Source organism: Pseudomonas sp. PvP027 (assembly GCF_017833005.1).
GTDB lineage: Bacteria > Pseudomonadota > Gammaproteobacteria > Pseudomonadales > Pseudomonadaceae > Aquipseudomonas > Aquipseudomonas congelans.
Map to the genome: position 1 here is coordinate 4,510,777 of NZ_JAFIBK010000001.1, position 26,088 is coordinate 4,536,864.

At 60.3% G+C, this 26,088-nt stretch carries 16 protein-coding genes and 1 tRNA gene; 6 read left to right on the forward strand and 11 right to left on the reverse strand.

Annotated elements, in window-relative coordinates:
* Positions 1-73: 73 nt before the first annotated feature.
* The 4 genes from JOE33_RS19580 to bglX all read right to left on the reverse strand — a co-directional run bounded on the left by JOE33_RS19580 (position 74) and on the right by bglX (position 8,139).
* Complete coding sequence (locus tag JOE33_RS19580; RefSeq protein ID WP_209924121.1) at positions 74-2,449, reverse strand: PAS domain-containing protein; 2,376 nt, start codon at positions 2,447-2,449, stop codon at positions 74-76.
* Between the two features lie 224 nt (positions 2,450-2,673).
* Complete coding sequence (locus JOE33_RS19585) at positions 2,674-4,008, reverse strand: sigma-54 dependent transcriptional regulator (RefSeq protein ID WP_054993323.1); 1,335 nt, start codon at positions 4,006-4,008, stop codon at positions 2,674-2,676.
* Between the two features lie 6 nt (positions 4,009-4,014).
* A complete protein-coding gene (locus JOE33_RS19590; protein WP_187624963.1) occupies positions 4,015-5,772 on the reverse strand; it encodes an ATP-binding protein in 1,758 nt (585 codons plus the stop codon).
* A gap of 69 nt (positions 5,773-5,841) precedes the next feature.
* The gene (gene bglX, locus JOE33_RS19595; protein WP_122591605.1) at positions 5,842-8,139 is read right to left on the reverse strand and encodes a beta-glucosidase BglX; all 2,298 of its coding nucleotides are present in this window, start codon (positions 8,137-8,139) and stop codon (positions 5,842-5,844) included.
* Between the two features lie 321 nt (positions 8,140-8,460).
* On the opposite strand from bglX, the gene JOE33_RS19600 reads away from it, so the two are divergent.
* The 6 genes from JOE33_RS19600 to JOE33_RS19625 all read left to right on the forward strand — a co-directional run bounded on the left by JOE33_RS19600 (position 8,461) and on the right by JOE33_RS19625 (position 14,636).
* Positions 8,461-9,153 carry a TPM domain-containing protein gene (locus tag JOE33_RS19600; RefSeq protein ID WP_187624972.1) on the forward strand — a complete coding sequence of 231 codons (693 nt, stop codon included), beginning with the start codon at positions 8,461-8,463 and terminating at the stop codon, positions 9,151-9,153.
* A 26-nt stretch (positions 9,154-9,179) separates the two neighbouring features.
* On the forward strand, positions 9,180-9,797 hold the full coding sequence (locus tag JOE33_RS19605; protein WP_010433894.1) for a TPM domain-containing protein: 618 nt from the start codon (positions 9,180-9,182) through the stop codon (positions 9,795-9,797).
* Between the two features lie 462 nt (positions 9,798-10,259).
* Positions 10,260-11,480 carry an SAM-dependent methyltransferase gene (locus JOE33_RS19610; RefSeq protein WP_122591602.1) on the forward strand — a complete coding sequence of 407 codons (1,221 nt, stop codon included), beginning with the start codon at positions 10,260-10,262 and terminating at the stop codon, positions 11,478-11,480.
* Between the two features lie 151 nt (positions 11,481-11,631).
* On the forward strand, positions 11,632-12,780 hold the full coding sequence (gene yiaY / locus JOE33_RS19615) for an L-threonine dehydrogenase (RefSeq protein WP_122591600.1): 1,149 nt from the start codon (positions 11,632-11,634) through the stop codon (positions 12,778-12,780).
* Positions 12,781-12,804: 24 nt separating this feature from the next.
* Positions 12,805-13,251 (forward strand): GNAT family N-acetyltransferase, encoded by a 447-nt coding sequence (locus tag JOE33_RS19620; RefSeq protein ID WP_054993458.1) that lies wholly within the window; start codon positions 12,805-12,807, stop codon positions 13,249-13,251.
* 119 nt (positions 13,252-13,370) lie between these two features.
* Positions 13,371-14,636 (forward strand): right-handed parallel beta-helix repeat-containing protein, encoded by a 1,266-nt coding sequence (locus JOE33_RS19625; RefSeq protein ID WP_187625188.1) that lies wholly within the window; start codon positions 13,371-13,373, stop codon positions 14,634-14,636.
* A 140-nt stretch (positions 14,637-14,776) separates the two neighbouring features.
* Here JOE33_RS19625 and JOE33_RS19630 read toward each other — a convergent pair.
* The 7 genes from JOE33_RS19630 to uca form a co-directional block, all read right to left on the reverse strand.
* A tRNA-Gly gene (locus JOE33_RS19630) sits at positions 14,777-14,850 on the reverse strand.
* Between the two features lie 158 nt (positions 14,851-15,008).
* On the reverse strand, positions 15,009-15,890 hold the full coding sequence (locus JOE33_RS19635) for an alpha/beta hydrolase (RefSeq protein ID WP_187625189.1): 882 nt from the start codon (positions 15,888-15,890) through the stop codon (positions 15,009-15,011).
* 116 nt (positions 15,891-16,006) lie between these two features.
* On the reverse strand, positions 16,007-16,699 hold the full coding sequence (locus JOE33_RS19640; protein ID WP_010433878.1) for a pseudouridine synthase: 693 nt from the start codon (positions 16,697-16,699) through the stop codon (positions 16,007-16,009).
* 35 nt (positions 16,700-16,734) lie between these two features.
* Complete coding sequence (locus JOE33_RS19645; protein ID WP_032614827.1) at positions 16,735-16,971, reverse strand: cysteine-rich CWC family protein; 237 nt, start codon at positions 16,969-16,971, stop codon at positions 16,735-16,737.
* A gap of 41 nt (positions 16,972-17,012) precedes the next feature.
* Complete coding sequence (locus tag JOE33_RS19650) at positions 17,013-20,348, reverse strand: DUF6543 domain-containing protein (RefSeq protein ID WP_187625190.1); 3,336 nt, start codon at positions 20,346-20,348, stop codon at positions 17,013-17,015.
* A gap of 129 nt (positions 20,349-20,477) precedes the next feature.
* Positions 20,478-22,292, reverse strand: coding sequence for an allophanate hydrolase (atzF, locus tag JOE33_RS19655; RefSeq protein WP_187625191.1), 1,815 nt, complete (start codon positions 22,290-22,292; stop codon positions 20,478-20,480).
* A 35-nt stretch (positions 22,293-22,327) separates the two neighbouring features.
* Positions 22,328-25,993: an urea carboxylase gene (gene uca, locus JOE33_RS19660; protein WP_187625192.1), complete on the reverse strand. Its 3,666-nt coding sequence runs from the start codon at positions 25,991-25,993 to the stop codon at positions 22,328-22,330.
* Between the last annotated feature and the right edge of the window lie 95 nt (positions 25,994-26,088).

Below are 26,088 nucleotides of genomic sequence, written 5' to 3' on the forward strand. Positions count from 1 at the left end.
TGCCGGGATTCACTCATGCGTATCAGGCATCAATGAATCCGGTGGCGTAATGGATTCATACGAATCCATACCATCAGTGTTCGCCGGTACGGCTCACGGCCTTGTGCAGAATTGCCGCCAGATCGTCTCTGGAATAGGGTTTCTGCAACAGATCAAAGCGGTGTGTTTCGTCCTGAGCGATCGTCGCGAACTCAGTGCTGTACCCGGTGGTAAGAACTACCGGCATCCACGGATAGCGCGCTTCGATTTCGCCATACAGCTCCAGACCGCTCATGCCCGGCATGGCGATATCCGAGAACACCACATGAAAGTTTTCCGGGTTGCCGGAAAGCTCTTTCAGCGCCTCGGCGGCACTGCTCACCCAGAGCACCTGAAAGCCAAGCTGCTCAAGCATGGGGCGCGTATAGGTGCCGATATCCTGATTGTCCTCGACCATCAGCACGCACAGTCCGGGCAATGGGGTGAGCGTAGGGTGATTGTCTTCCTGGACGACTTCGTGATTCTGTGCGCTGGGCAGGCACAGCGTGAAGCGGCTGCCTTTGCCCAGTTCGCTTTCAACCAGGACTTCACCACCCGACTGTTTGGCAAACCCGAATACCTGCGACAGACCCAGCCCTGTGCCCTGGCCGACACTCTTGGTGGTATAGAACGGTTCGAAGATCAGGCCCAGCTTATCTTTGGCAATACCCGCGCCGGTATCAGTCAGGGATACCTTCACATAGTCACTCTCGCCAAGTGAAGCGGGCTTATCTGCCGCACAGCAGGCAGCGCATTCAACCTTTATGACCAGCTTGCCTGCACCGGACATCGCATCGCGGGCGTTGACTACCATGTTGACCAGCGCAGTATCGAACTGGCTGCCGTCCGCAAAGATGAAGCACGGCCCGACAGGCAGGTCGATGCTGACTTGAATACGCGCGCCGGTAAGCGTGTCCATCATCTCGCCAATACGCGCCACGCTCTTGCACACATCGAACACTTCCGGCTGCAAGGCCTGACGTCGGGCAAACGCCAGCAACTGACCGGTCAGGCGAGCTGCCCGGTCGACGGTGCTGGAAATGGCCTCGACGTACTTCACACGACGAGACTCTTCAAGGTTCGGCGATTTCAACAGATCGCTGCACGAGCGGATCACCGTCAGCAGGTTGTTGAAGTCATGTGCCACGCCGCCAGTGAGTTGACCGATGGCCTCCAGCTTCTGCGCCTGATGCAGGGCGTCCTGCGAGAGCCGCAACGCTTCATTGGCTTCTTCCTCGGCCTGAATGTCACGGCCGACGGCATGGATGAATTGCTTGTCCGGCACGGCAGTCCAGGAGATGGTCCGATATGAGCCGTCCAGATGGCGATAGCGATTCTTGAAGTGGGGAATAGTGCGGCCGCTCTCGAGCCCGCTCATGGCGGCCAGTGTGCTGCTCACATCTTCAGGGTGCACCAATGCCAGAAACTGGCCGTCGAGCAGTTGTTCTTCCGACCAGCCGAGGGCTTGCGTCCAGGCCGGATTGACCGCCGAGATGATCCCGTCGAACTGCGCCACGAGCATCAGGTCGGTCGACAGCCGCCAGATACGGTCACGGTCCTGGGTGCGTTCGACCACGCGTTGTTCAAGCGTTTCGTTGAGCGAAAGCAGTGCTTCTTCAGCGTCTCTGAGCTGGGTCATGTCCCTGGAAACACAGAGGATCTTCTCCGGCTTGCCATCCTTGCCGAAAATCGGGCTGACCTGCACGTGCCACCACTTGGTGGTACCGGCCATGGTCTGCGCCGAGCCGGTGAAACTGGCGTTGTGACCCGCCTTGGCAGCCTCGACCGCAGCGATGGCGTCCAGATTGCCCTGGTCTTGCCAGAAGTCAGGCCAGGGGCAGCCGCGAATCGCGTTGAAATCGCTGACTTCCATGATTTGCTGACCGCCTTCACTCATGAAGGTCAGGCGCGAATCGAGGTCCAGCACCTTGATACAGTCGTTGATGCTCGACAGCACGCGGTCCGTGAACGCTTCGCTCTCCGACTGGCGGACTTCTGCCATGACCTGCAAAGTGGTCTCGTTGACCCGGCAGAACACGCCCTCGATGAGGCCGCTATCGCCATACAGCGGCGAGTAGGACAGCGACCACCAGGTCTTCTCGGGCTTGCCATTACGGACGATGGTGCGCTGAATATTGTCGGATCGGCGGCTTTGTCCGGCCAGCGCCTGCTCGGCGAGCGGCCGCACGGCTTCCCAGGCATCGCCCCAGATCGAGGCAATGGGCTGCCCCTGCGCCTGCTGTGCCGCAATAGGCAGGACCTGAGCGTAAGCGTCATTGAAAAACAGGGTGTAGTCAGGGCCCCAGAGCAGGTACATGCTGTCAGGGCAACTGAGCATCAGATTCATTGAAGACAGTAGCGCTGCGGGCCATGCTTGCTTCGGTCCCAGCGCGGACGTCGACCAGTCCGTCTCTCGGATAAACCGACCCATTTCGCCGCCTCCCAATGGGAGGTCGAGGGGAGTATTCACGGTAGAAAATGCCCCATCTTTCGGACTGTCAAAGTGAGCTGAATAGCCATGCGGGCATGATGTCATTATGCCTCACAAGTATCCAGCCATCACGACCTCATATAGCCGTGAACAGTATGCAGACCCGGCGCTGCTGGAAATGTTCGGTTATCGCCGGAACAAGCTTTAAGGAATGTGCACAGCCTTCATTCGAGAAACATTTCGCGTACCAGAGCATGGCGCTGCATCTTCTCGTTCAACGTCCGCCGTGGCAATTGCAGTTCATTGAGCACCGCCTTGATGTCGCCTTTATGACGTGCCAGCGAAGCGCGCAGGCATTGCGCTTCGAAGGCTTCCTGACGCGCCGCCAGCGAGTGCCCCGGCCATTGAGTATCAGGTTGCGGCGGGGCTTGCTCCAGACCCAGGGCCTGCCGCTCGGCGGCATTGGCCAGCTCGCGCACGTTGCCTGGCCAGTCGTGGCCGAGCAACCGGCTCAGGTGCGCTGCGTCCAGCGCTGGCGGCTCCCGGCCCACGCGCTCGGCGGCGGCGCGGGCGAAGTGGCTGAACAGTTGCGCAATGTCTTCGAGGCGCTCGCGTAACGGCGGCAAGCGCAGCTCGGCAACGTTGAGGCGGTAGGCCAGATCTTCGCGGAAGCGCCCGGCACGCGCTTCTTCGAGAAGGTCTGGTTTGGTCGCGGCAATGATGCGCAGGTCGACGTCGATGCTCTGATTGGAGCCCAGCCGCTCAAGGCGCTTGTCCTGCAGAACGCGCAGCAGCTTGACCTGTTGCGCCATCGGCATGCTTTCGATTTCATCAAGGAATACCGTGCCGCCGTCGGCATACTCCAGGCGACCGATGCGCTTGCCCTGCGCGCCGGTGAAGGCGCCGCTTTCGTGGCCGAACAACTCGGCTTCGAACAGATGCTCCGGGATGGCCGCGCAGTTGAGTGCAACAAAAGGTTTGGCGGCGCGCGGCCCGAAATCGTGCAGGCAGCGAGCGACCAGTTCCTTGCCGCTGCCGGTTTCCCCGCGAATGATCACGTTGACCGGCAGTTGCGCCAGTTCCAGCACCTGGCGGCGCAGGGCCTGCATGCCCGGCGATACGCCGAGCAGAGTGGCGTCCAGCCGGGTTCTGGCATCGGCCTGCTCATGCAGGCGGCGGTTTTCCAGCACCAGCTGGCGTTTCTCGAGGGCGCGCCGCAGGTTGCTGATCAGGGTTTCCGGGCTGAAGGGTTTTTCCAGAAAGTCATAGGCTCCTTCGCGCATCGCTTCCACGGCCATCGGCACATCGCCATGGCCGGTGAGGAGGATGACCGGCAGGTCGCGGTCTGCACCTTGCAACCGGGTCAGCAGCTCCAGACCGCTCATGCCCGGCATGCGCACATCGGTCAGCACGACGCCGGGGAAGTGCTCCGGTATGTGTGCCAGGCACTCTTCGGCGCGGGCGAAGACTTGCACCTCGAACCCCGACAACGTCAGCCATTGTTCGACGGCTTGCCGAATGGGCGCCTCGTCGTCTACCACGATGACCGAATTCAACATGCCGGGTCAGGCCTCCAGAAAGTCGTTGGGCAAGCTGAACCGGAACTCGGCACCGTCCGCATGGTTTTGTGCCGTCAGTTGCCCGCCCAGTTCATGAATGATGGCGTAAGACACCGCGAGGCCAAGGCCCAGGCCGTCGCCTACCGGTTTGGTGGTGAAGAACGGATCGAAAATGCTGGGCAGATTCTCCGCTGCGATCCCGCTTCCGTTGTCCCTGACGCTGAGCCGCCACTGGTTGTCGACGGCATCGATACGCACTTCAAGGCGCTTTGAGCAGCATTCGCGCATGGCGTCCAGTGCATTGCGCAGCAGGTTTATCAGTACCTGCTCCAGGCGGATGGCGTCGCCGCGCACCCATGCCGGGCGTGACAGATGGAGGACGCAGTCGACGTGTTCTTCGCGCAGGCGCGGGTCAAGCAGCAGCAAGGCCTGATCGACCACCGTGGCCAGGTCCAGCCTCTCGCGCAGACCGCTGGGGCTCTTGCGCGCGAAGGTTTTCAGATGGCTGGTCAAGGCGGCCATACGTGTCAGTTGCTGATCGACGGGAACCAGTGCTTTGCAGGCTTCATCGATTCGGCCCTGATCGAGCAGCAGGCGCAGGGTCGCCAGTTGCATACGCTGGGCCGTCAGAGGCTGGTTGATTTCGTGGGCCAGCGCTGCCGACATCTGCCCCAGTGCCGCCAGTTTGGCCGACTGCACCAGACCGTCCTGCGCGGTCTGCAGATCACGCGTGCGCTCTTGCACCAGACGCTCCAGTTCATCCCGGTTGCGCTCCCTCAGTCGCGCCAGTCGCCAGCGTTGATAGAGAAACAGACTCAGAAACACCAGCGCCAGCCAGATGCCTGCAGCGGCCAGTCCTGCATTGCGAACGTCCTCGCTGGAGGCGGGCGGCTTGCGCAACAGATGCAGGGTCCAGTTTTCGTCCGGAAGGGGCAGCGACTGCCAGAGATAATCCGTGGTGCCGTACGGACCTTCGACACGGCTCAGATGACTGTTTTCGCTGAAGCTGTCGATGACCCGGCTGCGCAGCGGCGACAACACCTTCTTGTCGTACTGGCGGGTGCGCAACAGGTTGGCACGGTCTTCCACCGAGATCGGCAGCAGCTCGCGATAGCGCCAGTCTGGTTGATTGGCGATGAATACGATGCCTTTCTCATCGCTGACCAGCAGCAGATCCTCACCCTGATTCCACTCCTGCTCAAGGCTCGGGAACTCCAGCTTGACGACCATCGCCCCCATGAACCCACCGGTATCACTCAATACCGCGCTGGACAGAAAGTACCCGGGAATCCCGGTGGTCACACCCACCGCGTAAAAGCGCCCGGTGCCCTTGGCGCGTGTTTGCAGGAAGTAGGGTCGAAAAGCGTAGTTGTGGCCGACATAGCTATTGGGCGTGCGCCAGTTGCTCGCGCCAATCGCCAGACCATGCAGGTCGAGCAACTCCAGCGTCGACGAATGAGCCGCGCTGTTGATTTTTTCCAGCTTGAGGTTGAGGGCGTTCTGCACCTCACCGGTCACCGGGCCGCTCAGCGCGGCACGAATTTCCGGGTCCAGCGCCAGGACGGAGGGCAGGGCGCGATAGCGCTCGATCAGGGTGTGCAGGGTGTTGGCATACAGTGCCAGCTGTCCTTCGGCACGCGCGGCATCTTCCGACATTGCGTGACGCTGGGCCTGACGCATCGCGAGCCCGGCGGACAGGACCGCACCGGCCAGGATCAGCAGCACGTACAGGGTAATGCGCCAGTAGCGATGCTTGAGCGTCATATCTCAGCCTGATCGGACCCTGCTGGCGCGTTCCCGGGCGAACGCTCGTGAACGCGCCATGCACAGGGTTTACAGCAGATTGAAGGTCGCTTCTTTCACTGCTTGCGAGTCCAGGCCGATCATGACCTTGAATTCGCCAGGTTCTGCCACGTGCTTGAGCTCGCTGTTGTAGAACTTCAGGTCTTCTTCACTGAGGGTGAAGGTAACAACCTTTTCTTCTCCAGGCTCAAGCATCACTTTCTCGAAGTTCTTCAGTTCTTTTACCGGACGGCTGATCGATGCCACTACGTCATGCAGATACAACTGCACAACGGTTGCACCGGCTACCTTGCCGGTATTCTTCACGGTCACGCTGGCCGTGAGCTTGCCTTTGCGCGTCATGCTGGCGTCCGACAGCTTGATGTCCGAGACGTCGAACTGGGTGTAGCTCAGACCATAACCGAACGGGAACAGCGGGCCATTGGGCTCCTCGAAATAATGCGAGGTGTAGTTGCCTGGCTTGCCTTCGTGATACGGACGGCCGGTGTTCAGGTGCGCATAGTAGACCGGCAGTTGACCGATCGAGCGCGGAAACGACATGGCCAGCTTGCCCGACGGGTTGTAGTCGCCGAACAGCACATCAGCCACTGCGTTGCCGCCTTCGGTGCCCGGGAACCAGGTTTCGAGCATGGCGTCGGCCTGTTCCTGTTCGTCGACCAGCACCAGCGGACGACCATTCATCAACACCAGAACCAGCGGTTTGCCGGTGGCTTTGAGCGCCTTGATCAGGTCACGCTGCTTGCCCGGAATGTTCAGGCTGCTGCGGCTGGCCGATTCGTGGGACATGCCACGCGACTCACCGACCACGGCAACGATCACATCGGCCTGCTCGGCGACCTTGACCGCTTCGTCGATCATTTCCTGCGCTGGACGCGGGTCGATCTCTACTTCCTTCTCGATGAAGTTCAGGTAGTTGAGGACGTGTTCGTTGTCACTGACATTGGCGCCGCGTGCGTAAACCAGCTTGGCCTTGTCGCCGACGGCATTGGCCAGCCCTTCATATACCGTCACCGACTGGTTGGGACGACCGGCTGCCGACCAGCTGCCGAGCATGTCGAGGTGACTTTGCGCCAGTCCGCCGATCACCGCGATGGTGCCTTGTTTCTTAAGCGGCAGTGTCTCGTTCTGGTTTTTCAGCAGCACCAGTGTCTTGCGCGCCACATCGCGAGCTTCGGCACGGTGCAGGCGGTCATCGGAATAGGTATCGGCAGGGTCATCGGCGGCAACGCCGATGCGACCGTAAGGCGAGGCGAACAGGCCCATGTCGTATTTGGCACCCAGCACTTCACGCACGGCGCTGTCGATTTCCTTCATGGAAACCTCGCCGTCTTTCACCAGGCCGGGCAACTGCTCGCCATAGGCCGCGTCGTTCATGCTCAGGTCGACGCCCGCCTTGATCGCCAGCTTGGCGGCCTCGCGGAAATCCTTGGCCACGCCGTGGTCGATCAGCTCCTTGAGTGCGCCGTGATCACTGATGGTCACGCCCTTGAAGCCCCAGTCCTTGCGCAACAGGTCCTGCATCAGCCATTTGTTGGAGGTCGACGGGACGCCGTTGATCGAGTTGAGCGCAACCATGATGCCGCCGGCGCCGGCATCGATGCCGGCCTTGTAGGGCGGCAGGTAGTCCTGGTACATGCGCGTCATGCTCATGTCCACGGTGTTGTAATCGCGCCCGCCTTCTACCGCGCCATACAGGGCGAAGTGTTTGACGGCGGCCATGATGCTGTCGTTGGCGGCGACGTTCTTGCCCTGGAAGGACCTGACCATCACGTCGGAAATGCGTGACACCAGGTAGGTGTCTTCACCGAAACCTTCGGAGCTGCGGCCCCAGCGAGGGTCGCGGGAAATATCCACCATGGGGGCGAAGGTCATGTCGATACTGTCGGCACTGGCTTCTTTGGCCGAGACCCGGCCCATCAATGCGATGGCGTCCATGTCCCAGCTGGCGGCCATGCCCAGGCTGATCGGAAAAATCGTGCGATGACCGTGAACCACGTCATAGGCAAAGAACATCGGAATTTTCAGGCGGCTTTTGGCGACTGCGGCTTCCTGCAGCGGACGATTTTCCGAACGGGTAATCGAGTTGAACGTGCCGCCGATCCTTCCCGCGGCAATTTCCTTGAGAATTTGCGGCTGTGGCATTTCCGAACTGATACTGATGAGTCGTAGCTGACCGATCTTTTCGTCCAGAGTCATTTGTTTCATGAGTTTGCCGATGAAGGCATTCTTGGCCTGAAGCGTTGTATTGTCCGTGGCGGCAGTGGTCTGGGCCATCACCGACTGACTGGCCATACCGACCAGCAAACCTAATAAACACAGCTTATTCATGAATGATTTCTCAAGGCTTTTGTCAGTAACTCGCGTTTAATGTCCGACAGCCAGTTTTTGGGTTATGGACCTTTGGCGTTATGGTTCGCACGGGATGCAAGGATAATTGCTATCCGCTTCACTGTACGAAGTCTCCCCAAGGTGTGTACGAAAATGGCGGTTTGAATGATTTTTGTACAGACCCTGTTCGATGAAATAGTGATCGCTTCAGGTGTTGGCGGTGGATTATGCCGGGGAACTTGTGTTTTGGCTAAGGCGGGTCGTTTCAATGGATTCAAAAAAACACTGGAGGTCTGGATTTTGAAGTCTGTTTCACAGTGGATGTTGTACGCGGTGATGCTGTTGGGAGGGGTATTGCGTGCCGAGGCGGAGCCATCAGCACTGGTTTTTCCGCCGATGACCGGCAGTGTGGTGGATGCCGCACAAATGCTCGACAGCCAGACTACGGTTCGTCTGGCCAGACTTCTGAGTGCCCATGAAAAGGCGACCGGGGAGCGGGTGGTGGTCGTGACCCTCGCTGATCTGCAGGGCACGAGCATCGAAGAGTTCGGCTCCCGGCTCGGTGACACCTGGGGCCTGGGGCTGCACGGCAAGGATGACAGTGTTCTGCTGGTGGTCTATCGCGACAAGCGCAAGGTATTCATGGAGGTCGGCGATGCGCTGAAGGATCGTCTCAATGACGCCCAGGCTTCTCTTATCATCGACATGCTGATGACCCCGGAGTTTGACGACAACCGGTTTGCCATCGGCATAGAGCGCGGCACGCGCGCGATCATCGCGGCATTGGGTGGGCAGATACCCGATTACCCTGAGCCGACCAGGCAGATATCCAAATATGGCGAACAGACCAATAACGACCAGGTCTGGCTGATCGGTATCGTGTTGACGCTCATTGTGCTGGGGATTGTAATCATCAGCGTCAGACGCGGTGGCGCCACCCGGTCCTCGCGCGACAGAGCCGCTGATCGCAGTGGCGGACGTTTCGGCGGTGGCGGTGCTTCAGGCAACTGGTAGCTGATTGATTCGGGAATGAGGGAACCATGGCTTTACTGAACAAAGACGAACAGCGGCAGGTTGCCGAAGCGATTGACCGCGTCGAGCAGCGTACTGACGCCGAGCTGGTCACGGTGCTGGCTTCACGCGCCGACGACTATGCCTACATGCCGCTGATCTGGGCCGGGCTGATCGGCCTGCTGCTGCCGGGCACGATCAATTACTGCCTTCAATGGCTGAGTGCGGACGAGTTGATGCTCGCGCAGATGAGCACGTTCATTATCGTGGCACTGGTATGTCGTCTGTCGAAGGTCTCGGCGTTGCTGGTGCCGCTTTCGGTGCGGCGCTGGCGGGCCGGAAACCTCGCGCGCCGCCAGTTTCTCGAACAGAACCTGCACAAGACCCACGACGGAACCGGCATTCTGGTGTTTGTCAGCGAGGCCGAACGGTATGTCGAAATTCTGGTTGACCATGGCATCGCCAGTCGTCTGCACAACGATACCTGGAAGGCGATGGTTGACGTGTTTACTCAACAGGTCAGAGATGGACAGACTTTGCAGGGGTTTCTCGGCTGTATCCATGCTTGTGGCGAGTTGCTTGCCGATCATGTTCCCGTGACCCACGGCAGGAATGAACTGCCGAACAGGTTGGTGGTGCTGGGATAAAAGCAAAGGCAGGCGTCGATAGCATCAACGTCTGCCTTTGTATGGCAACCAGGTGCGTCAGAGGATGCGCGTTACATCGTGGAACGATGTCATGTACGTCTTCAGTTGTTCGACAAGCTGGCTGATCGGTGCAGCAGAGTTGGCTCGTCACACGATCCGATCCAGAAAGTTGTAGAGCGAGTTGTAAACCTTTTGGCCTCTTGTGCCCAAAGCGACGTTTTATCTGATTTTTGTAATCAGCCACTGCGACTACCACTGTGTTTTTATGCCGCGCAATTAAAGGTGCGCGGTTTTCGGCGCAAATCTTTTTTAACGGGTATATGCGTTTCGCAAGGGTGTACGGATCGCGCGAACAGTCGGCGTGGTCGCTGAAAATTAGAGGTGCCCTTGACGTGCCGACGCGCCTAAAATGCCGGTCTGGTTTTTTCGAGTCCCGGTCGGGACACTTGAGGCACATTTTCAATGTCAGTCATTACCCCCACGTCATCCGGCACTGCGACCGATCACCTTGCGCAGTTCCTGGGGCTGCTGGACATCAGCCTGTCGCAGAACTCGCTGGTCAAGCTGGTCCTGGCCAAATACGTGGGCAGCGAGGCCGATCTGCAGCGGATTATCATCAAACCGCTGACCGTGAAGGGGCAGCCCTGCCTGAGCTTCGTGTATCGCTACAAGACCCGCGATATCACCAGCAACTTCGCGCTTGCTGAAGCCGTGGAGGTCATTGCCGGCCTGATACCCGCGTCGTTCAAGAACGCGCATCTGCTGTCGCTGAGCGACGAGGTGCAGCTTGAGTTCAGCAAGAAGGGCAAGACGACGCTGTTCAAAAGCAAGGCTCAGCAGGAACGCCAGGCCCCTTCGGCAGGGCATGATCGCGAGAAGAAGCGCTACCTGGAGCTAACCCGGCCATTCCTGACCGACCTCGGTGTGACCAATCGGCAGCATGAGTTGATTCCGGCCATGTCGCGCAAATGGAAGCAGATCAACAAGTTCATCGAAGTGTTTTCCCATGCATTGAGCTCATCGCCGCTCAAGCTCGATCAGCCGATCAAGGTCGCGGACTTCGGCTCAGGCAAGGGGTATCTGACCTTCGCCATCCACGATTACCTGTGCAACACCTTGCAGGCGCAAGGGCTGGTAAGCGGTGTGGAGCTGCGCGAAGACATGGTCACGCTGTGCAACGAGGCGGCGGCGAAGCTCGATCATCCGGGCCTGACCTTTGCGCAGGGTGACGTGCGTACAGTGGCGCCCAGCGCGCTGGATGTGATGATCGCGCTGCACGCCTGTGACATCGCGACAGACTATGCCATTCATATGGGCATTCGCTCCGGCGCCTCGATCATCATGTGTTCGCCGTGCTGCCACAAACAGATTCGTCTGCAGATCCAGAGCCCTGCCTTGTTGAAACCGATGCTGCAATACGGTCTGCACATGGGCCAGCAGGCCGAGATGGTCACCGACAGCCTGCGCGCGTTGTTGCTGGAGGCATGCGGTTACGAAACCAAGGTGTTCGAGTTCATCTCGCTGGAGCACACCAACAAGAACAAGATGATCCTCGCGGTCAAGCGTGCCGAGCCGGTCGATCCGGCCCAGTTGCTGGCACGCATTCAGGAGCTCAAGACGTTCTACGGCATCAGCGAGCATTGCCTGGAAACCCTCCTCAGGAGCGACGGCTTTATTGGCTGAAAATAGCCGCCCTGTGCGCAGTGGCCGAAGAGTCTGCGACCAACGGTCTGGCGTTTGACTGCTTCGTTGCGCTGGGTCAATGGTTGTACCTCGCGCTAGGCGGATGCTTGGTTTATCACCCAAGCATCCGCGCTACCCAAGAGGGTCCGTCATGATCAGCACCTTTTTCATCCCCGCTGTGAACATCATCGGCACTGGCTGCATTGATGAAGCCATGCTCGCCATACACAAATACGGATTTCGCAAGGCTCTGATAGTCACGGATGCGGGACTCGCCAAGGCTGGAGTAGCCAGGCAGGTCGCCGGGCTGCTGGTGGAGCAGGGCATCGACTCGGTTGTGTACGACGGTGCGCGCCCCAACCCGACCATCGCCAACGTCGAGAACGGCCTGGCCTTGTTGCAGGAGCGCGAGTGCGATTTCGTCATATCGCTGGGCGGTGGCTCGCCCCACGACTGCGCAAAAGGCATTGCCCTGTGCGCCAGCAATGGAGGGCACATCAGTGACTATGAGGGTGTCGACCGGTCGGCAAAACCGCAGCTGCCGCTGATTGCCATCAATACCACCGCCGGAACCGCGAGTGAAATGACCCGCTTCTGCATCATCACCGACGAAGCGCGGCACGTAAAAATGGCGATCATCGACCGCAACGTCACGCCGCTGTTGTCGGTGAATGATCCCGACATGATGGTCGCCATGCCCAGGTCGCTGACCGCCGCCACCGGTATGGACGCCCTGACTCACGCAATTGAAGCCTACGTCTCCACGGCGGCCAACCCGATCACCGATGCCTGCGCCTTGCAGGCCATGGCGCTGATCGCCAACAATTTGCGCGACGCATTCAATAACGGAGCAAACATCACAGCCCGCGAGAACATGGCCTATGCCCAGTTTCTGGCTGGCATGGCGTTCAATAACGCCTCACTGGGCTACGTGCATGCCATGGCGCACCAGTTGGGTGGCTTCTATGATTTGCCACACGGTGTGTGCAACGCGGTATTACTGCCACATGTGCAGCGCTTCAACGCCAGCGTAAGCGCTGCACGCCTGACCGACGTTGCGCACGCCATGGGCAGCAACATCCGTGGGCTCTCTCCGGAAGAAGGCGCTCAGGCGGCCATCGACGCCATTCGTGCATTGTCGGCTGCTGTGGAGATCCCGGCAGGCCTTGCTACGCTGGGCGTCAAGGAGGAAGACTTCCCGGTGTTGGCCACCAATGCCCTGAAAGATGCCTGTGGCCTGACCAACCCGCGTCCTGCCGATCTTGAGCAGATTCAGGATATATTTCGCCAGGCACTTTAATCATTCCTGCACAACGGGCCTGCCATGGACATGCTTCGGCCATACACCCTCGCAGATCGTGAGCGTTGTCTGGATATCTTCGACAGCAACGTCCCGCGCTACTTCGACCCTGCGGAGCGCGAGCAATTTGCCCGTTTTCTGATGGCTCCGCTGGGCCAGTACTTCGTAGCTGAGCGTGACGGCGAGCTTGTCGCCTGTGGTGGATACCTGGTGCTGGCAAACCCTGAAGTGGCAGAGCTGACCTGGGGCATGGTCATCAGCGGCCACCACGGCAGCGGCCTTGGCCGATTTCTGACCAAGGCCCGGCTGCAACGCATGCAGGCGTTACCGGGCGTCACCCGAGCCTTTATCGATACCAGTCAGCATGTTCAGGGGTTCTACTCGAACCTGGGCTTTGCCGTGGTCTCGGTCGATGTCGACGGGCATGGGCGCGGGATTGACAGCGTCAGGATGGAGCGGGTGTTTTCGTGAGCGAGGCTGCCTGAACGCAGGCTGACCAGCTCCATGGAAGCGAAGCAGGCCAGGCCGCAGTCCGTTTAGCATCCAGATTGTCCTCGCGAATCCCGCGAGCATGACGGGAAGCTCAACCGATGACGCCCCTGCGATCTCTTTTGCAAAGCGGCTATCTGAAGATCGCCGCCACTCTGGTTCTGCTCCTGTCAGGCGCGCAATGCTTGCGGGCAGCAGACATGCCTGAAGGTTTCGCCAAGGGCGTGACCGGTGGAGGCTCCGCTGCTGCCGTACATCCTTCCACGCTGGATGAACTTCGATCAGCACTCTGTGCGTCGCATGACTCACGTGGTGCCTGCACCGATGACACACCGCGAGTGATTGTTCTGGACCATACGTTTGACTTCCGCGCGAGCGTAATTGCCAACGGCAATACCACAACCACCGAGCCTGGCTGCGTAGTGAAGCCGTGCCCGCAGGGGGGTGAGCAACTTGCACTGAATGGCGCCAACGACTTCTGCCAATCAAGGCCACGCGTCATGGTGACCTACGACAACGCGGGATTGAAACCACTGAAAGTCGGCTCCAACAAGACGTTGATCGGGGTTGGCGACAAGGCAGGTATTCAGGGCGCCGGACTGTTCATTGGCGACGGCGCGCATAACGTGATCGTTCGCAACCTGACGCTCTCGGATATCAATCCACGTGTCGTATGGGGCGGAGATGCGCTGACCCTGAACAAAGCTGATGGCGTCTGGATCGATCACAATACCTTCGCGCGGATCGGCAGACAGATGATCGTGACTGGCTGGGGCGCGGCCTCCCACGTCACGCTCTCCAGTAACGAGTTCGATGGCAGTACACCGTATTCGTCTACCTGTGACGGTCATCATTACTGGGTCTGGCTGTTCCTCGGCAGTCAGGACACGCTGACGCTGTCGAGAAACTACGTGCACGATACCTCAGGCAGAGCACCGCATTCAGGCGGCATGAACAATGCGCAGGTTCGTGCCCAGCTGGTCAACAATGTCTTCCAGCGCATGACCTATCAAGGCGCAATCATGTCGCGCACCTCATCGTCACAGCTGCTGGTCGAGGGAAACGACTTCGAGAGCGTGGCTCACCCGCTGTATAACGATGTGGACCAGCCAGGCACGGCGTTCGCCTTGTTCGATCCGGTTTCACAAGCCGCCAATGATGCGTGTATGAGCGCGATAGGCAGGCCTTGTATGGCGAATCAGCAACAGGATAGCGGCGGCGACTATCGCCCGCAGGACGCCTCTGCCTTGCAGGCGTTCCGGGAGTACCGGCAGTATCTGGTGGTGCCGGTTTCGGCGGAAGAGGCCAAGGCGCGGGTGCCGGGAGAGGCGGGGGTGGGGAAGGTCAGTGCCGGACCAGTGCAATGACTTCGATGTTTGAGTTGCATTGAGGTGTTTCTGATGGTTTTGCTATCTAAGAGTTAACGCGGGGAGAGGGTGATACTTGACTGGAAAGGGGGACTGGCGAATTTCAGGAGGGTAGAGCAGATTTTTTTGAAGGATTGAAGTGGAGCGGGTAGAGGGAATCGAACCCTCAACTAAAGCTTGGGAAGCTTTCGTTTTACCACTAAACTATACCCGCTCTGAGACCCGCTCTGAGCGGCTGACTTTGTACCAGAACCCTGCCCCGATTTGAAGCGCTAATTTCACCCCACAGCGCTTTACATGCTGATACTCACCCTGAAAACCAACCGCCAGATGACAATGCTCCGCAGCTGACGGTGGCTTCGTGTGTGGTTTTCAGAAGGTCAGGGACGGATAGCCCCGAGCGCTGTTATGCACGTTGCGTGATACCTGTGCCGGTTGCAGGAAGTTCATCAGCACCTGTTTCGAGTCGCGGCAGGCGGCCTTGTGTTCCATGTCCAGAAAGTGGCCTGTGGCGTCGATGGTGCTGAAGCTGCAATGGCGCAGGTACCGGGAGAACTGTGCTGCGTCGTGCGCGCAGGTGTATTCATCCAGGGCGCCGTTGATGAACAGGACGGGGACAGTAATGTTCTTGCCTGCGGTCAGGTAATTGTCCGGGTCGAGCTCCAGGACCTGGCTGAAGTGGTAATGCATCTGGTCATACTCGTGAGTATCCAGGCTGCTGATATGACGGAAATTGAAGCGCTTGAACAACGTAGGCAGATGCTTGCCGACGGTGTTGTTGATCAAGTGGCCCATGTCATAACGGTTATGCGCGCCCAGATGCGTGATGCCGTGACACAGGTAGTCATGCATCTTCTCGTTGATCACTGGGGAGAACGAGCTGATCACCGCGCTTTCGATGCGTTTCGGCCGATGCGCCAAGGCAACCAGCGTGGCTGCGCCGCCCCATGAGAACGACAACACGTGCTCGGCGTTGAAATGGTCGATGAGTTCCAGCAGGAGCTGGCCTTCCTCTTCCCGCGACAGTGGCGCTCGGTGTTCATTGTGAGGCTTGGATCGACCCGAGTAGGGCTGATCGTAAAGCACCACGTTGAAGGTCGGGTAGAGGTTGCGGACGGTCTGGGTAAATGACGCCGTGGTGGCCAGTGAGCCGTTGACCATAATGATGGTCTTGGCGGCGACGTCGGTGCGATAGAGCTCGGTATAAACCCGAAATTGTCCTTGTATGTCGAGCACTGCTTTTTCTGGCGACATAGTTTTCACTCCTGGCGTAGACAGGTATGCGTGCCTATGACATTGCCCGCGTTTCGTGACAGACATGCGATAGTCGATCAAAGGCCCGTGCCGATCCGACCAGCGTCCGCCAGGCGTCAAAAAAGGCTGATTTCTCCGGCGTTCAGCGCGCGATAGCTGCCTGGGCGCAGGCCGGGGTCCAGCGCCAGCGCGCCGATGTTTTCCCGATGCAGGCGCAACACTTTGTTATCGAAGTGGCCGAACATTCGTTTCACCTGATGATAGCGGCCTTCGACAATGCTCAGGCGCGCACTGCGCGGCCCCAACAAGGTCAATTGCGCCGGCTGTGTGGTGAGACCTTCGAATGCGAAATACAGGCCTTCGGCGAACTTCGCGGCGTAGCGTTCGTCGATCGGTTGTTCGGTCTCGACGTAATACACCTTGGGCATCTTGGTCTGCGGCTGAGTCAGGCGTCGCGACCATTGACCATCGTTGGTAATCAGCATCAGGCCGGTGGTGTTGAAGTCCAGCCGTCCGGCGATGTGCAGCTCATGCTTGTCAGGCTCGTCCAGCAAGTCGAGCACGGTCGGGTGCTGCGCATCGCTCGTCGCGCTGACGCAGCCTTGAGGTTTGTGCAGCATGAAGTAGCGAGGGGCCTTGCCTGCCTGGAGGATTTCCCCATCAAGCGCCACACAACTGAACTCGCGTACTTCGTGATGCGGGTCGCGGGTTGCCTGACCGTCTACCTGCACCCGTCCACTGGCCAGCGCCAGGCGCACTTGCTGACGATTGAAGCGTGGCAAGTTGCTGAGGAAACGATCAAGGCGCATGGCGATAACGGCGAGCAGAGGACGGGGTGTGCATCTTACTCTGTGGCCCGGCGTGCCTGGGGAAGCGGTGCCGCATCCTCGATCCCGGCGCAGCGCGGGCACAGACAGGCCTTGTCGCGAAGGTTATCCGGCAGGGCTGCCAGCAATGCAGGGTCGATGCTTTGCGAAAAGCACCAGCAGGGCTGGTCCACGGTGCGCGGATCGGCCAGGCTGCATTGGTTGCTGAAGCCGCACAAGGGGCACAGCGCGGTGTCAGGAGAAGCCGTTGTCATGTCGGAGGTAAGCGCCGTGCTGGATGGTCGGGGTATTCGGTTCAGGCCATATTAGCAATCACCGAGCTTGCTGTCGGGGCATGATAGACGGGTGAGCGGTTCATCAGCGCCGATATCGCCGCACACCGGCAGTGCACCAGCAATATTCTGTCGTAATGAATGCCATGAATGGACAGGCTTTCGAACAGGTCGGCCAGCGATGGCGGGGGCATGCCGAAGCGGTTGCGCACTGTGAGAACATCCATCGGCGTGGGCGGCAACCAGCCGCGCAGGGGCGACGCGCGTGAGTTGCCCACCACGCTTGCGATCTCGTCATAGCTCTCGCTGGTCGTCGTCTGAAACTTGGACAGGCTGTAGTTCTTCAGTCTGCCGGGCAGCGACGTGCCTGCTATCAATTTATCGGTGAGAAGCAGTGGTTCAAGCGGCGTAGGCTGCATCACGCTGTGCACTGCCGTGTTTGATCGTGCGAATGGCCGGGCATTCTTGTTGACGACTCGATGCAGTTTCGGGTCGATCAGTTCGTAACCATGAGGTGCGTAGGTGCGAATCTCGGTGCCATTGGGGATTTTCACGGTTCGGGACCACGGCGTGTAGTACCCGTGGCTGCTGACCACCAGCGTCCGCGCCTGGCCTCTGTCGGACGTCCATAAAAGGAATCTTCTTCCCAGCTTCCAGGCGTGCACTTGCAACAGGTTTGACGAGACGGCAGTGCTGACAGTCCAGCGCTTGAGCAGGGCGTCGCCGTGAAAGAATTTCTCCAGACGGGTCTGGCGCGGCGTGACAAATTGCCTGCGCAACGGCCGTGTGCCGAACGCCCGATCGAGCGTAATCGCTACGGTTTGGGAACTGCTCACGGCAGGTTTGACGATTCGGCTCAGTGAGCGCAGCAGCCTTGGCGTGGGCGGAGCCAGTTGCAGCAAGCCCAGCGTCAACGTGGCCAGCAGCGCCTGGTTTTTCTCTGCGTAACGACTGCCCGGCAGATGGGCTGCAGCAATGGCCATCGACGTGATGCCAATCTCCGTCGCCAGGGAGGCAACGAGCGCAGGTGTCAGCAACAAGGAAATCGGCACCAGCAGCCGCTGCAACTGCTGCAGCCGGTCGGTCCAGTCCGCCAGTGTTACCTGCGTTGACGTGACGACCTGATCCTCTGCGTCATCCAGCGCGTTTTGCTTGAGCAGTTGATGCAGAAAAGCAAATGGGGTGCTCTCCAGCCTTTTCTCACACAACGAGTGGCTCATGGCCTGGCGCGTGTCCGGGTTGTACAGCGCGTCGGCCCAGGGGCGAAGGATGGAAACGGGCGGGTTGGGTGCCTGTGTCCCGCCCCACAATCTGAGCAGGTAGCCCAGGCGCTGGTGATGACGGCGGGGAACATAACGCATGACCGCCTCACGCCATTGCGGATTGGCCGTTGCCCGGCTCAGATGCTGCTTCAGCGTCGTGTCATCTGCAAACTCGATGAACGCATCGGCGTGGCCCACCTGATAAAGCACGTTCGGCAAGCCCGGCTGCTCAAGTACCAGCAGGCCGGTGTACTGCTGTTGCATGCCGTCGGTCAACGCACCCTGAACGAAAAAACCGAGTGACCGCCAGTTATTAGGGGCAGGGTGCGCGAGCGTGTCCACGAGCAGATCAAAGGTGCCACGCGTGAGGCTGCCGCGCTTCAGGCTGATCAGTGCCTGGCTGATGAAGGCGGTTCTGAACGCCTGTTCTATTGCGGCTCTCTGCTGATCCCAGAAGTCGTGGATACGCTGGGTCATCCAGGTCAGAAAGTCGAAGGCTCTGATGTAGTCCTCGAGCGCCTGCGGGTTGATAGCTAGCGCCTGCCCCTGCTCACTGTCGCCCTGGCCGGTGGGGTCGAAGAACACCACGGTGGCGCCGCCGTGATCGATGTAGCCAGCCGGATGATCGACTCGGTAATTGCTGATCAGCGCCTCGCTCAGGCTGATCGGCCTTGGGTCGGGCGTGTGAACATACGTAGGCGGCAGCCGAGGGTTGCCCAAGGGTTGGCTCGAATAGCCGGGTTGATAAGCGATGAACACCTGCTCGGGGTTGAGCGTCAGCGCATAGTTTTCCTGTAGATAGCCCGCCATGACTTGCCCGGCCATTTTCGACGCAACCGGTATCTGCTGCAGAATGGTTGGCTGTGTCTGCCACAGGTCTGCTGCACCTGCCAGCGCCAGGCTGCGTGCTACCGGTCTGAGCAGGTCGAGCGTGCTGCGCGCGTGGCTGTCGGCAAGAACCCCGGCAAACGAAGCCTGGGTCAGTGCGGTGAACAGGTCGCCTTCGATCAGCGGCGCCTCGACAACGATACCTGCATGCTGCTCAAGCGACAGAAAGACCTGACCGTACAGCCCTGAGGCGTTCATGGCTTCCAATAATCGGCTGCTCATCTGGTGTGGATCATCGCTGATGTATTCGATGACTTTACCCTTGGCACCCAGGATGTGAATGAAACAGTGTGATGTCGTTTTCGAGCTGATCTGAAATATCTCCGGCACCTGTTTGCCATTCAGCGTCAGAACCCGGACCTCGGATTTTTCCCCTCGTCCACTCATGCTCAGCCTGTTGGTGTCGACGGGAAAGCGGTCAAGCCCCATTGCGTCCAGCGCTAGCCAATAGCCGTCCCGACTGATGTGTCTGTGTTTGAGCTGTCGAGCCAGGTTGTCAAGGAACGCCAGCCGCGACAATGTGCGCCAGGTTGCCTCGTGTTGGGCCTTGAACGCCTCCAGTACAGTGTTGTAATTGCGCTTGAGCGGCAGCTCGCCAATCAGTTTGAACATCTGCGCTGCCGTCAGCGCGGGTGTGTCTTCGCACAGTGTGAGGTCGGCAAGGGTGCTACGCGACAGCGCCTGGAAATGCTCGGGCGCGAAGCTGGCCAGCGCCACATCGGTCAGCGACAGGCTGACGCTGTAATGCTCGTGCCCATCGTCGTCCACAGCAGGTCGGTCATCGTTGCTGAAGGTGATCTGCAGGGCGTCCGGATCGAGTGCCTTGCCGCTCTTCTGCGTGAGCAGCGTGGTCAGTTGCTGGCGAACGTAATCCTGTCGGGTCGGTGGAAAGTCCATGTCCAGTTGGCAGGCTTTCAGGAGCAACGTCGAATCGGCAATCAGCTGGAAACCTGCGCTGTTACGCATGGCGCTGAGTTGTCGCTCGATATGTGGCGCGGTGTCTTCCGGCTCGCTTTCTTCGGCCACCGCAGGCGACGGCGTTGGTTCGGGCGCTGGAAAGCCGTCCGGCAGTATAAACGGCATTGATGCGTTCAGCGTGTCGTGTCTGCTACTGCTGTGCTCGGGGCGCAGAACGCTGGTTTGCTCCAGCAGTAAAGAGGACGGGTGAAACAGCGTGTCCTGGCGAAGCGGACTCCAGATGGGATTCATGACGTGTGGTCAAAATGAATGAATGCCCATTATTTCGGGAGGCGCGATCGGGAAGGTCATAACTATGTATTGCGACTTCCCGTCGCGCTGAAAGAGTGAGGCGGCACGCCCCAGCATGCCGCCTTGCGCTTACTGCGGTTGTACGTGCGCACGCCAGCCGCCGAGATGGCTGATGTCGCGGGCGCCCTCCAGGCCATAGGCTTCGCAGATGAAACCGGTCTCCCAGCGGCCGTCGGCCAATTGCACCTTGCCCAGCCCGAGCGGTGCCGGAATGCCGGTCAGGAACGACCCCAACTCGATACTAGGCAGCTCCCAGACTTCCACATCGATGGCCACGCCCTGTTCGGCCACCCGCACCATGCCAGGCCGGAAGGGCGGACCTCCGGCCAGGGCATACAGCCGATAGTCGGCCGAGCTTTGCGTGGTTTCCAGCAGGCGTGCGCCGCGTTGCCTGAGCTGCCAGTTCAATGCCAGTCCGTCCAGATGGGCACCGCAGACCACCAAGCGCGCCATATCGTTGCGTGCAGTGTTTTGCGGCATAGGCGGCCGAGGTGCTTCGCCACCAATCAGGGGCAGGGCGGTTTGCCGCTGCAAGGCGTCTGCCAGGCTGAGCAGGTACTGATCGGTGAATGCCCGTCCGAACAGCGTCACGCCCCACGGCAGACCATTGCCCATGAACGCGCTGGGCACGGCGACGGCGGCGTAGTCGAGCAGGTTGACGAAATTCGTGTAGTAGCCCAGTTCCGAATTGCGCAACACCGGCTCGGCCGCCAGCTCTGCCGATGTCACCGGGCGGCCGATGCTCGGCGTCACCACGCACTCCAGGCCTTCAAGTACCCGATCGCACGTCGCCTTGAGCGCTTGCAGGCGGTATTGCGCTCGAAACGTATCCACCCCGCTGACCTGTGGAGCCTTGGCCAGCACGTCGCGAATCACCGGCAATACCGCGTCAGGGCGTTCTTCCATCAACTGCCCGGCGACGCTGTAGCGTTCGGCCACCCACGGCCCCTCGTACAACAACCGCGCCGCTTCGAGAAACGGTGACAGGTCCACACTGACCGCTTCGCCACCCAGCGCGATAAGGTGGTCGATGGCTGCACTGAACAGCTTCGGCCCCTCGGTACAGCCGAAGAACTGCAGGTCCTCGGCGCGGGGTACCCCGAAACGAAACGGACGAGGCGTGCCGAACGCAGACGCGTCGTTCCATAACGGGTTGCGACGGCTGTATTCATCGCGCGGATCAAATGCGGCGATCAGTGCCAATAGCTCGCTGGCTTCCCGCGCCGTGGCGGTGAAGGTCGAGACGCAATCCTGCGTGCGGCATGCGGGCACCACACCCGCTGTGGAAATCAGCCCCTTGCTGGCTTTCATTCCCACCAGGTTGTTCAGTGCCGCGGGCACTCGGCCCGAGCCGGCAGTGTCGGTGCCCAGCGAGAAGCTGCTGACCCCCAGTGCCACGGCCAGCGACGAGCCGGCGCTCGAACCGCCGGACGGATACTCGTTCAACACGCTGTTGGGGCAGGCGCCATAGGGCGAGCGACTGCCGTTCAAGCCTGTGGCGAACTGGTCCAGATTGGTCTTGCCCATGGGCACGGCACCCAGTGCGATCAGGTGCGCGACGACGCTTGCCGAGTGCTCGGGTGTGTAGGCGTAGTCCGGGCAGGCAGCGGTGGTTGGAATGGCTGCCAGATCAATATTGTCCTTGATCGCGAAGGGCACGCCGAACAGCGGCAGGTCTCTGGGATCGCGATCATCCAGCGCGGCCAGGTAAGGCTCGAGTTCAGCCGCGCTAAGCAGGTGGATGAACAGGTGATAATCGCTGTTCAGCCGGGCGGCTTTCTCGCGCAGCGCCAGAATCAGTTGGCGCGGTGATATCCGGCCGGACTGGTAGGCCATGCGTACGGTGTCCAGGCGCAGGTCATTGGGCAGTGCTGTGTCGTTCATGACGGGGTTCCCTTGAAAGTGAAAAGTGGGTCGCTTCAATCTGCGCTCAGCACCACGACCCGTTGCCCTGCGCGTACTGCCGAGCCGGGTTGCACCCTGACGTCCTGCACCACGCCGGCGATCGGGGCAAGCAGGGGGATTTCCATTTTCATGGACTCCAGAATCACCAGCACATCGCCTGCTTCCACACGTTCGCCCGGTTGCACCTGGACTTGCCAGAGATTGCCGGCGATGTGGCTGTCGACGCCTTGCTGGCCGGGTTGCAGAGGCTGTTCTTCAGTGTTCGGCGCCACGCCTTCATCGCTCTGGAAATCGGCCTGCCCGTTGGCGATCCAGCGTTCGCGCTCGGCGTTGAAGGCGGCGTGTTGCTGGGCGCGGAATGCCGTGATGCCTTCGGCTTCGCGGGTCAGGAAGGCCTGGTAGTCAGCCAGATTCAGGGTGCTGTGTTCGATGTTCAGGGCGAAGCGACCCAGCGGGAAGTCGCGGCGGATACGCACCAGTTCGTCGGCGCTGACCGGGTAGAAACGGATCTGATCGAAGAAGCGCAACAGCCATGGTTTGCCCTCGAAGGCCGCGACGTCGCGGTAGCGATTCCACATCTGCAACGTGCGGCCGACGAATTGATAACCGCCGGGGCCTTCCATGCCGTACACGCACATGTAGGCGCCGCCGATGCCCACCGAATTTTCGGCGGTCCAGGTGCGTGCCGGGTTGTACTTGGTGGTGACCAGCCGGTGGCGCGGGTCCAGCGGCGTGGCCACCGGTGCGCCGAGGTACACATCGCCCAGCCCCATGACCAGATAACTGGCGTCGAACACCGTACGTTGCACTTCGTCGAGGTTGGGCAGGTCATTGATACGGCGGATGAACTCCAGGTTGCTCGGGCACCACGGTGCGTCCTTGCGTACGGTGGTCATGTATTTTTCGATGGCCAGTTGGCAGGCCGGGTCATCCCAGGACAGTGGCAGATGGACGATGCGAGAGGCCACTTGCAGGTCTTTCGCAGCGCACACCGCGTCCCATTCCCCGGCGACGATGTCGAGCAGTTGCCGAAGCGGTAGTTGCTCGGGGCGGTAGTGGATTTGCAGCGAGCGAATGCCCGGCGTCAGATCGATCACACCCGCCAGCGCCTTGGCCTCCAGCGCAAGCATCAAGGCATGGCCACGCAGGCGCAGCACCAGATTCAGCTCTGCTGCGCCGATTTCCAGCAGCAGATGCGTATCCCCGGACAGGCGCGCAACCAGACGTTTATCGTCCTGACCGATGTCGAGGACGACCGGGGTGTGCAGATCCTCTATGCGGATAATTTCGCTGTTCGCAGTGTCTTGTGGGAGCGAGCTTGCTCGCGAAGAGGCCGGTGCAGTCGATGAATTTTCTGCGTCAGGAATACCGCCTTCGCGAACAAGCTGGCTGCCACATAGTTCTGCATGGCACTCCTCGACGCTCACCGGAATGAATCGGACCCTGTCGCCAGCCTTCAACTGCCCCATCTGCCACAGGTCTGCCTCGATGATGGTCACGGGGCACACGAATCCGCCCAGGCTGGGTCCGTCCGGCCCGAGGATTACCGGCATGTCACCGGTGAAATCCACCGCGCCGATCGCATAGGGGTTGTCGTGAATGTTGGACGGGTGCAGGCCCGCTTCGCCGCCGTCGGCGCGCACCCATTCGGGTTTGGGGCCGATCAGGCGCACGCCGGTGCGGCTGGAGTTGAAATGCACCTCCCAATCGGTCGCAAAAAACCTCTCGATGTACGCTTCGGTAAAGTATTCCGGGGCCGCATGCGGGCCGTAAATGACCCTCATCCGACGGACATCTGTCAGCGCTTCAAGCGCTTCATCGGCAATCCGCTGCCCTGTACTGTGCTCCACCAGGGGCGCGATGTGCAGCACATCGCCGGCGCGTAGCGCGCGACCGCCGTGACCGCCGAACTGGCCAAGGGTAAAGGTACTTTTGCTGCCCAGGTAATCCGGCACATCGAGCCCGCCACGCACACACAGGTAGCTGCGTACACCGGCACCTGCGATGGTGCCCAGCGACAACGCCGAACCGGCGCTCATGAATAGTGCGGTGTTCATCGCACAGGATTGGCCATCGAGGGTGATCGGAATGTGCGCACCGGTCACGGCGACCACCGCATCGGTGTTGAAACGCAGCAGCGGCCCGCTCATGGTGATTTCCAGCGCGGCGCATCCTTCGGGGTTGCCCAGCAGGCCATTGCCCTGGCGCAACGCGCGGCTGTCCATCGGCCCGGATGGCGGCACACCGACCGCCCAGTAGCCCAGGCGTCCCGGATAATCCTGAACGCTGGTCTGCGTGCCGCCGCTCAATACCTCGAAGGTGTCAGCGTGATACACCAGATCTTCCAGGCAGCGGGTCCATGGCTGGCCACTGGCAAAAGGCGTGTCGACAATGATCTGGCGCAGATAGTCGCGATTGGTTTCCACGCCATACAGACGCGTTTCGTTCAGTGCGTCGATCAGCCCGGCGCTGGCGTCCTCGCGGGTCGGCGCCCAACTGATCAGCTTGGCGATCATCGGGTCAAAGTACGGCGGTATCTCGCAGCCAGCCTCGACCCAAGTGTCGATACGCAGCGTCCGGCCATCGGCAGGCGGAAAATCAGCGGCAGTCAGCAAGCCAGGGCAGGGCTGAAAATCACGGCCCGGATCTTCCGCGTAGAGCCGCGCCTGAATCGCATGGCCAATCGGTTTCAGGCCGGCCTGCAACCGATCCAGCGGCGGCAGATCACCGGCAGCCAGTTGCACCATCCAGCTGACCAGATCCACGCCCCACACCTGCTCGGTGACGCCGTGCTCCACCTGCAAGCGCGTGTTCACTTCAAGAAAATAGAAGCGCTGGTCATCACTGTCGAAGACGAACTCGACCGTCCCGGCGCTGCGGTAATTGACTGCCCTGGCGAGTTTGACAGCCGCTGCGCACAGCTCTTCAGCCATGCCGTGCGGCAGGTTCGGGGCCGGGGTTTCTTCCAGTACTTTTTGATTGCGCCGCTGTACTGAACAGTCGCGCACGCCGAGCGCCAGCACCTCGCCCTGACCGTCGCCGAACACCTGCACTTCCAGATGACGGGCGCGCTGGATGTATTTCTCGATGAACACACCCGCGTCGCTGAAATTATTCTGACCCAGACGTTTGACTGCTTCGAACGAGTCGGCCAGCTCTTCGGCGCTACGACACACACGCATGCCGATGCCACCGCCGCCCGCGGTGCTCTTGAGCATCACCGGGTAGCCGATGGTGTGAGCCGCCGTGATGGCCGACTCCAGGCTGTCGAGCAGCTCGGTGCCTTCGAGCATGGGCACGCCGTGCTGTCTGGCCAGCGCTCGGGCGGTGTGTTTGAGGCCGAATACACGCAGCTGCTCAGGCGTCGGGCCGACGAAGGCGATACCGGCGTCTTCGCAGGCCTGAGCGAACGCAGCGTTTTCCGAGAGAAACCCGTAGCCGGGATGAATAGCGTTGGCGCCGCTGGCTTTGGCGATGGCGAGGATCTTGTCCACCGCCAGATAGGTTCCGGCTGCGCCACCTTCGCCCAGGCTGTGGGCTTCGTCGGCCTGCATCAGGTGCAGGCTGGCAGCGTCGGCTTCGGAATACACCGCCACGCCCTTGACCTGCAAGGTGCGCAGGGTCCGCAGGATGCGGCAGGCAATGGCGCCACGGTTGGCGATCAGCAGTTTGTCGAACATGGCATAACCCCGGAAACCCAGTCGCGCTCGGTTTCGTGATGGGAAGCGGGCCGTCCCGCTATTGATCAATCTACGCAACGGTCGTCCGTTGCTGA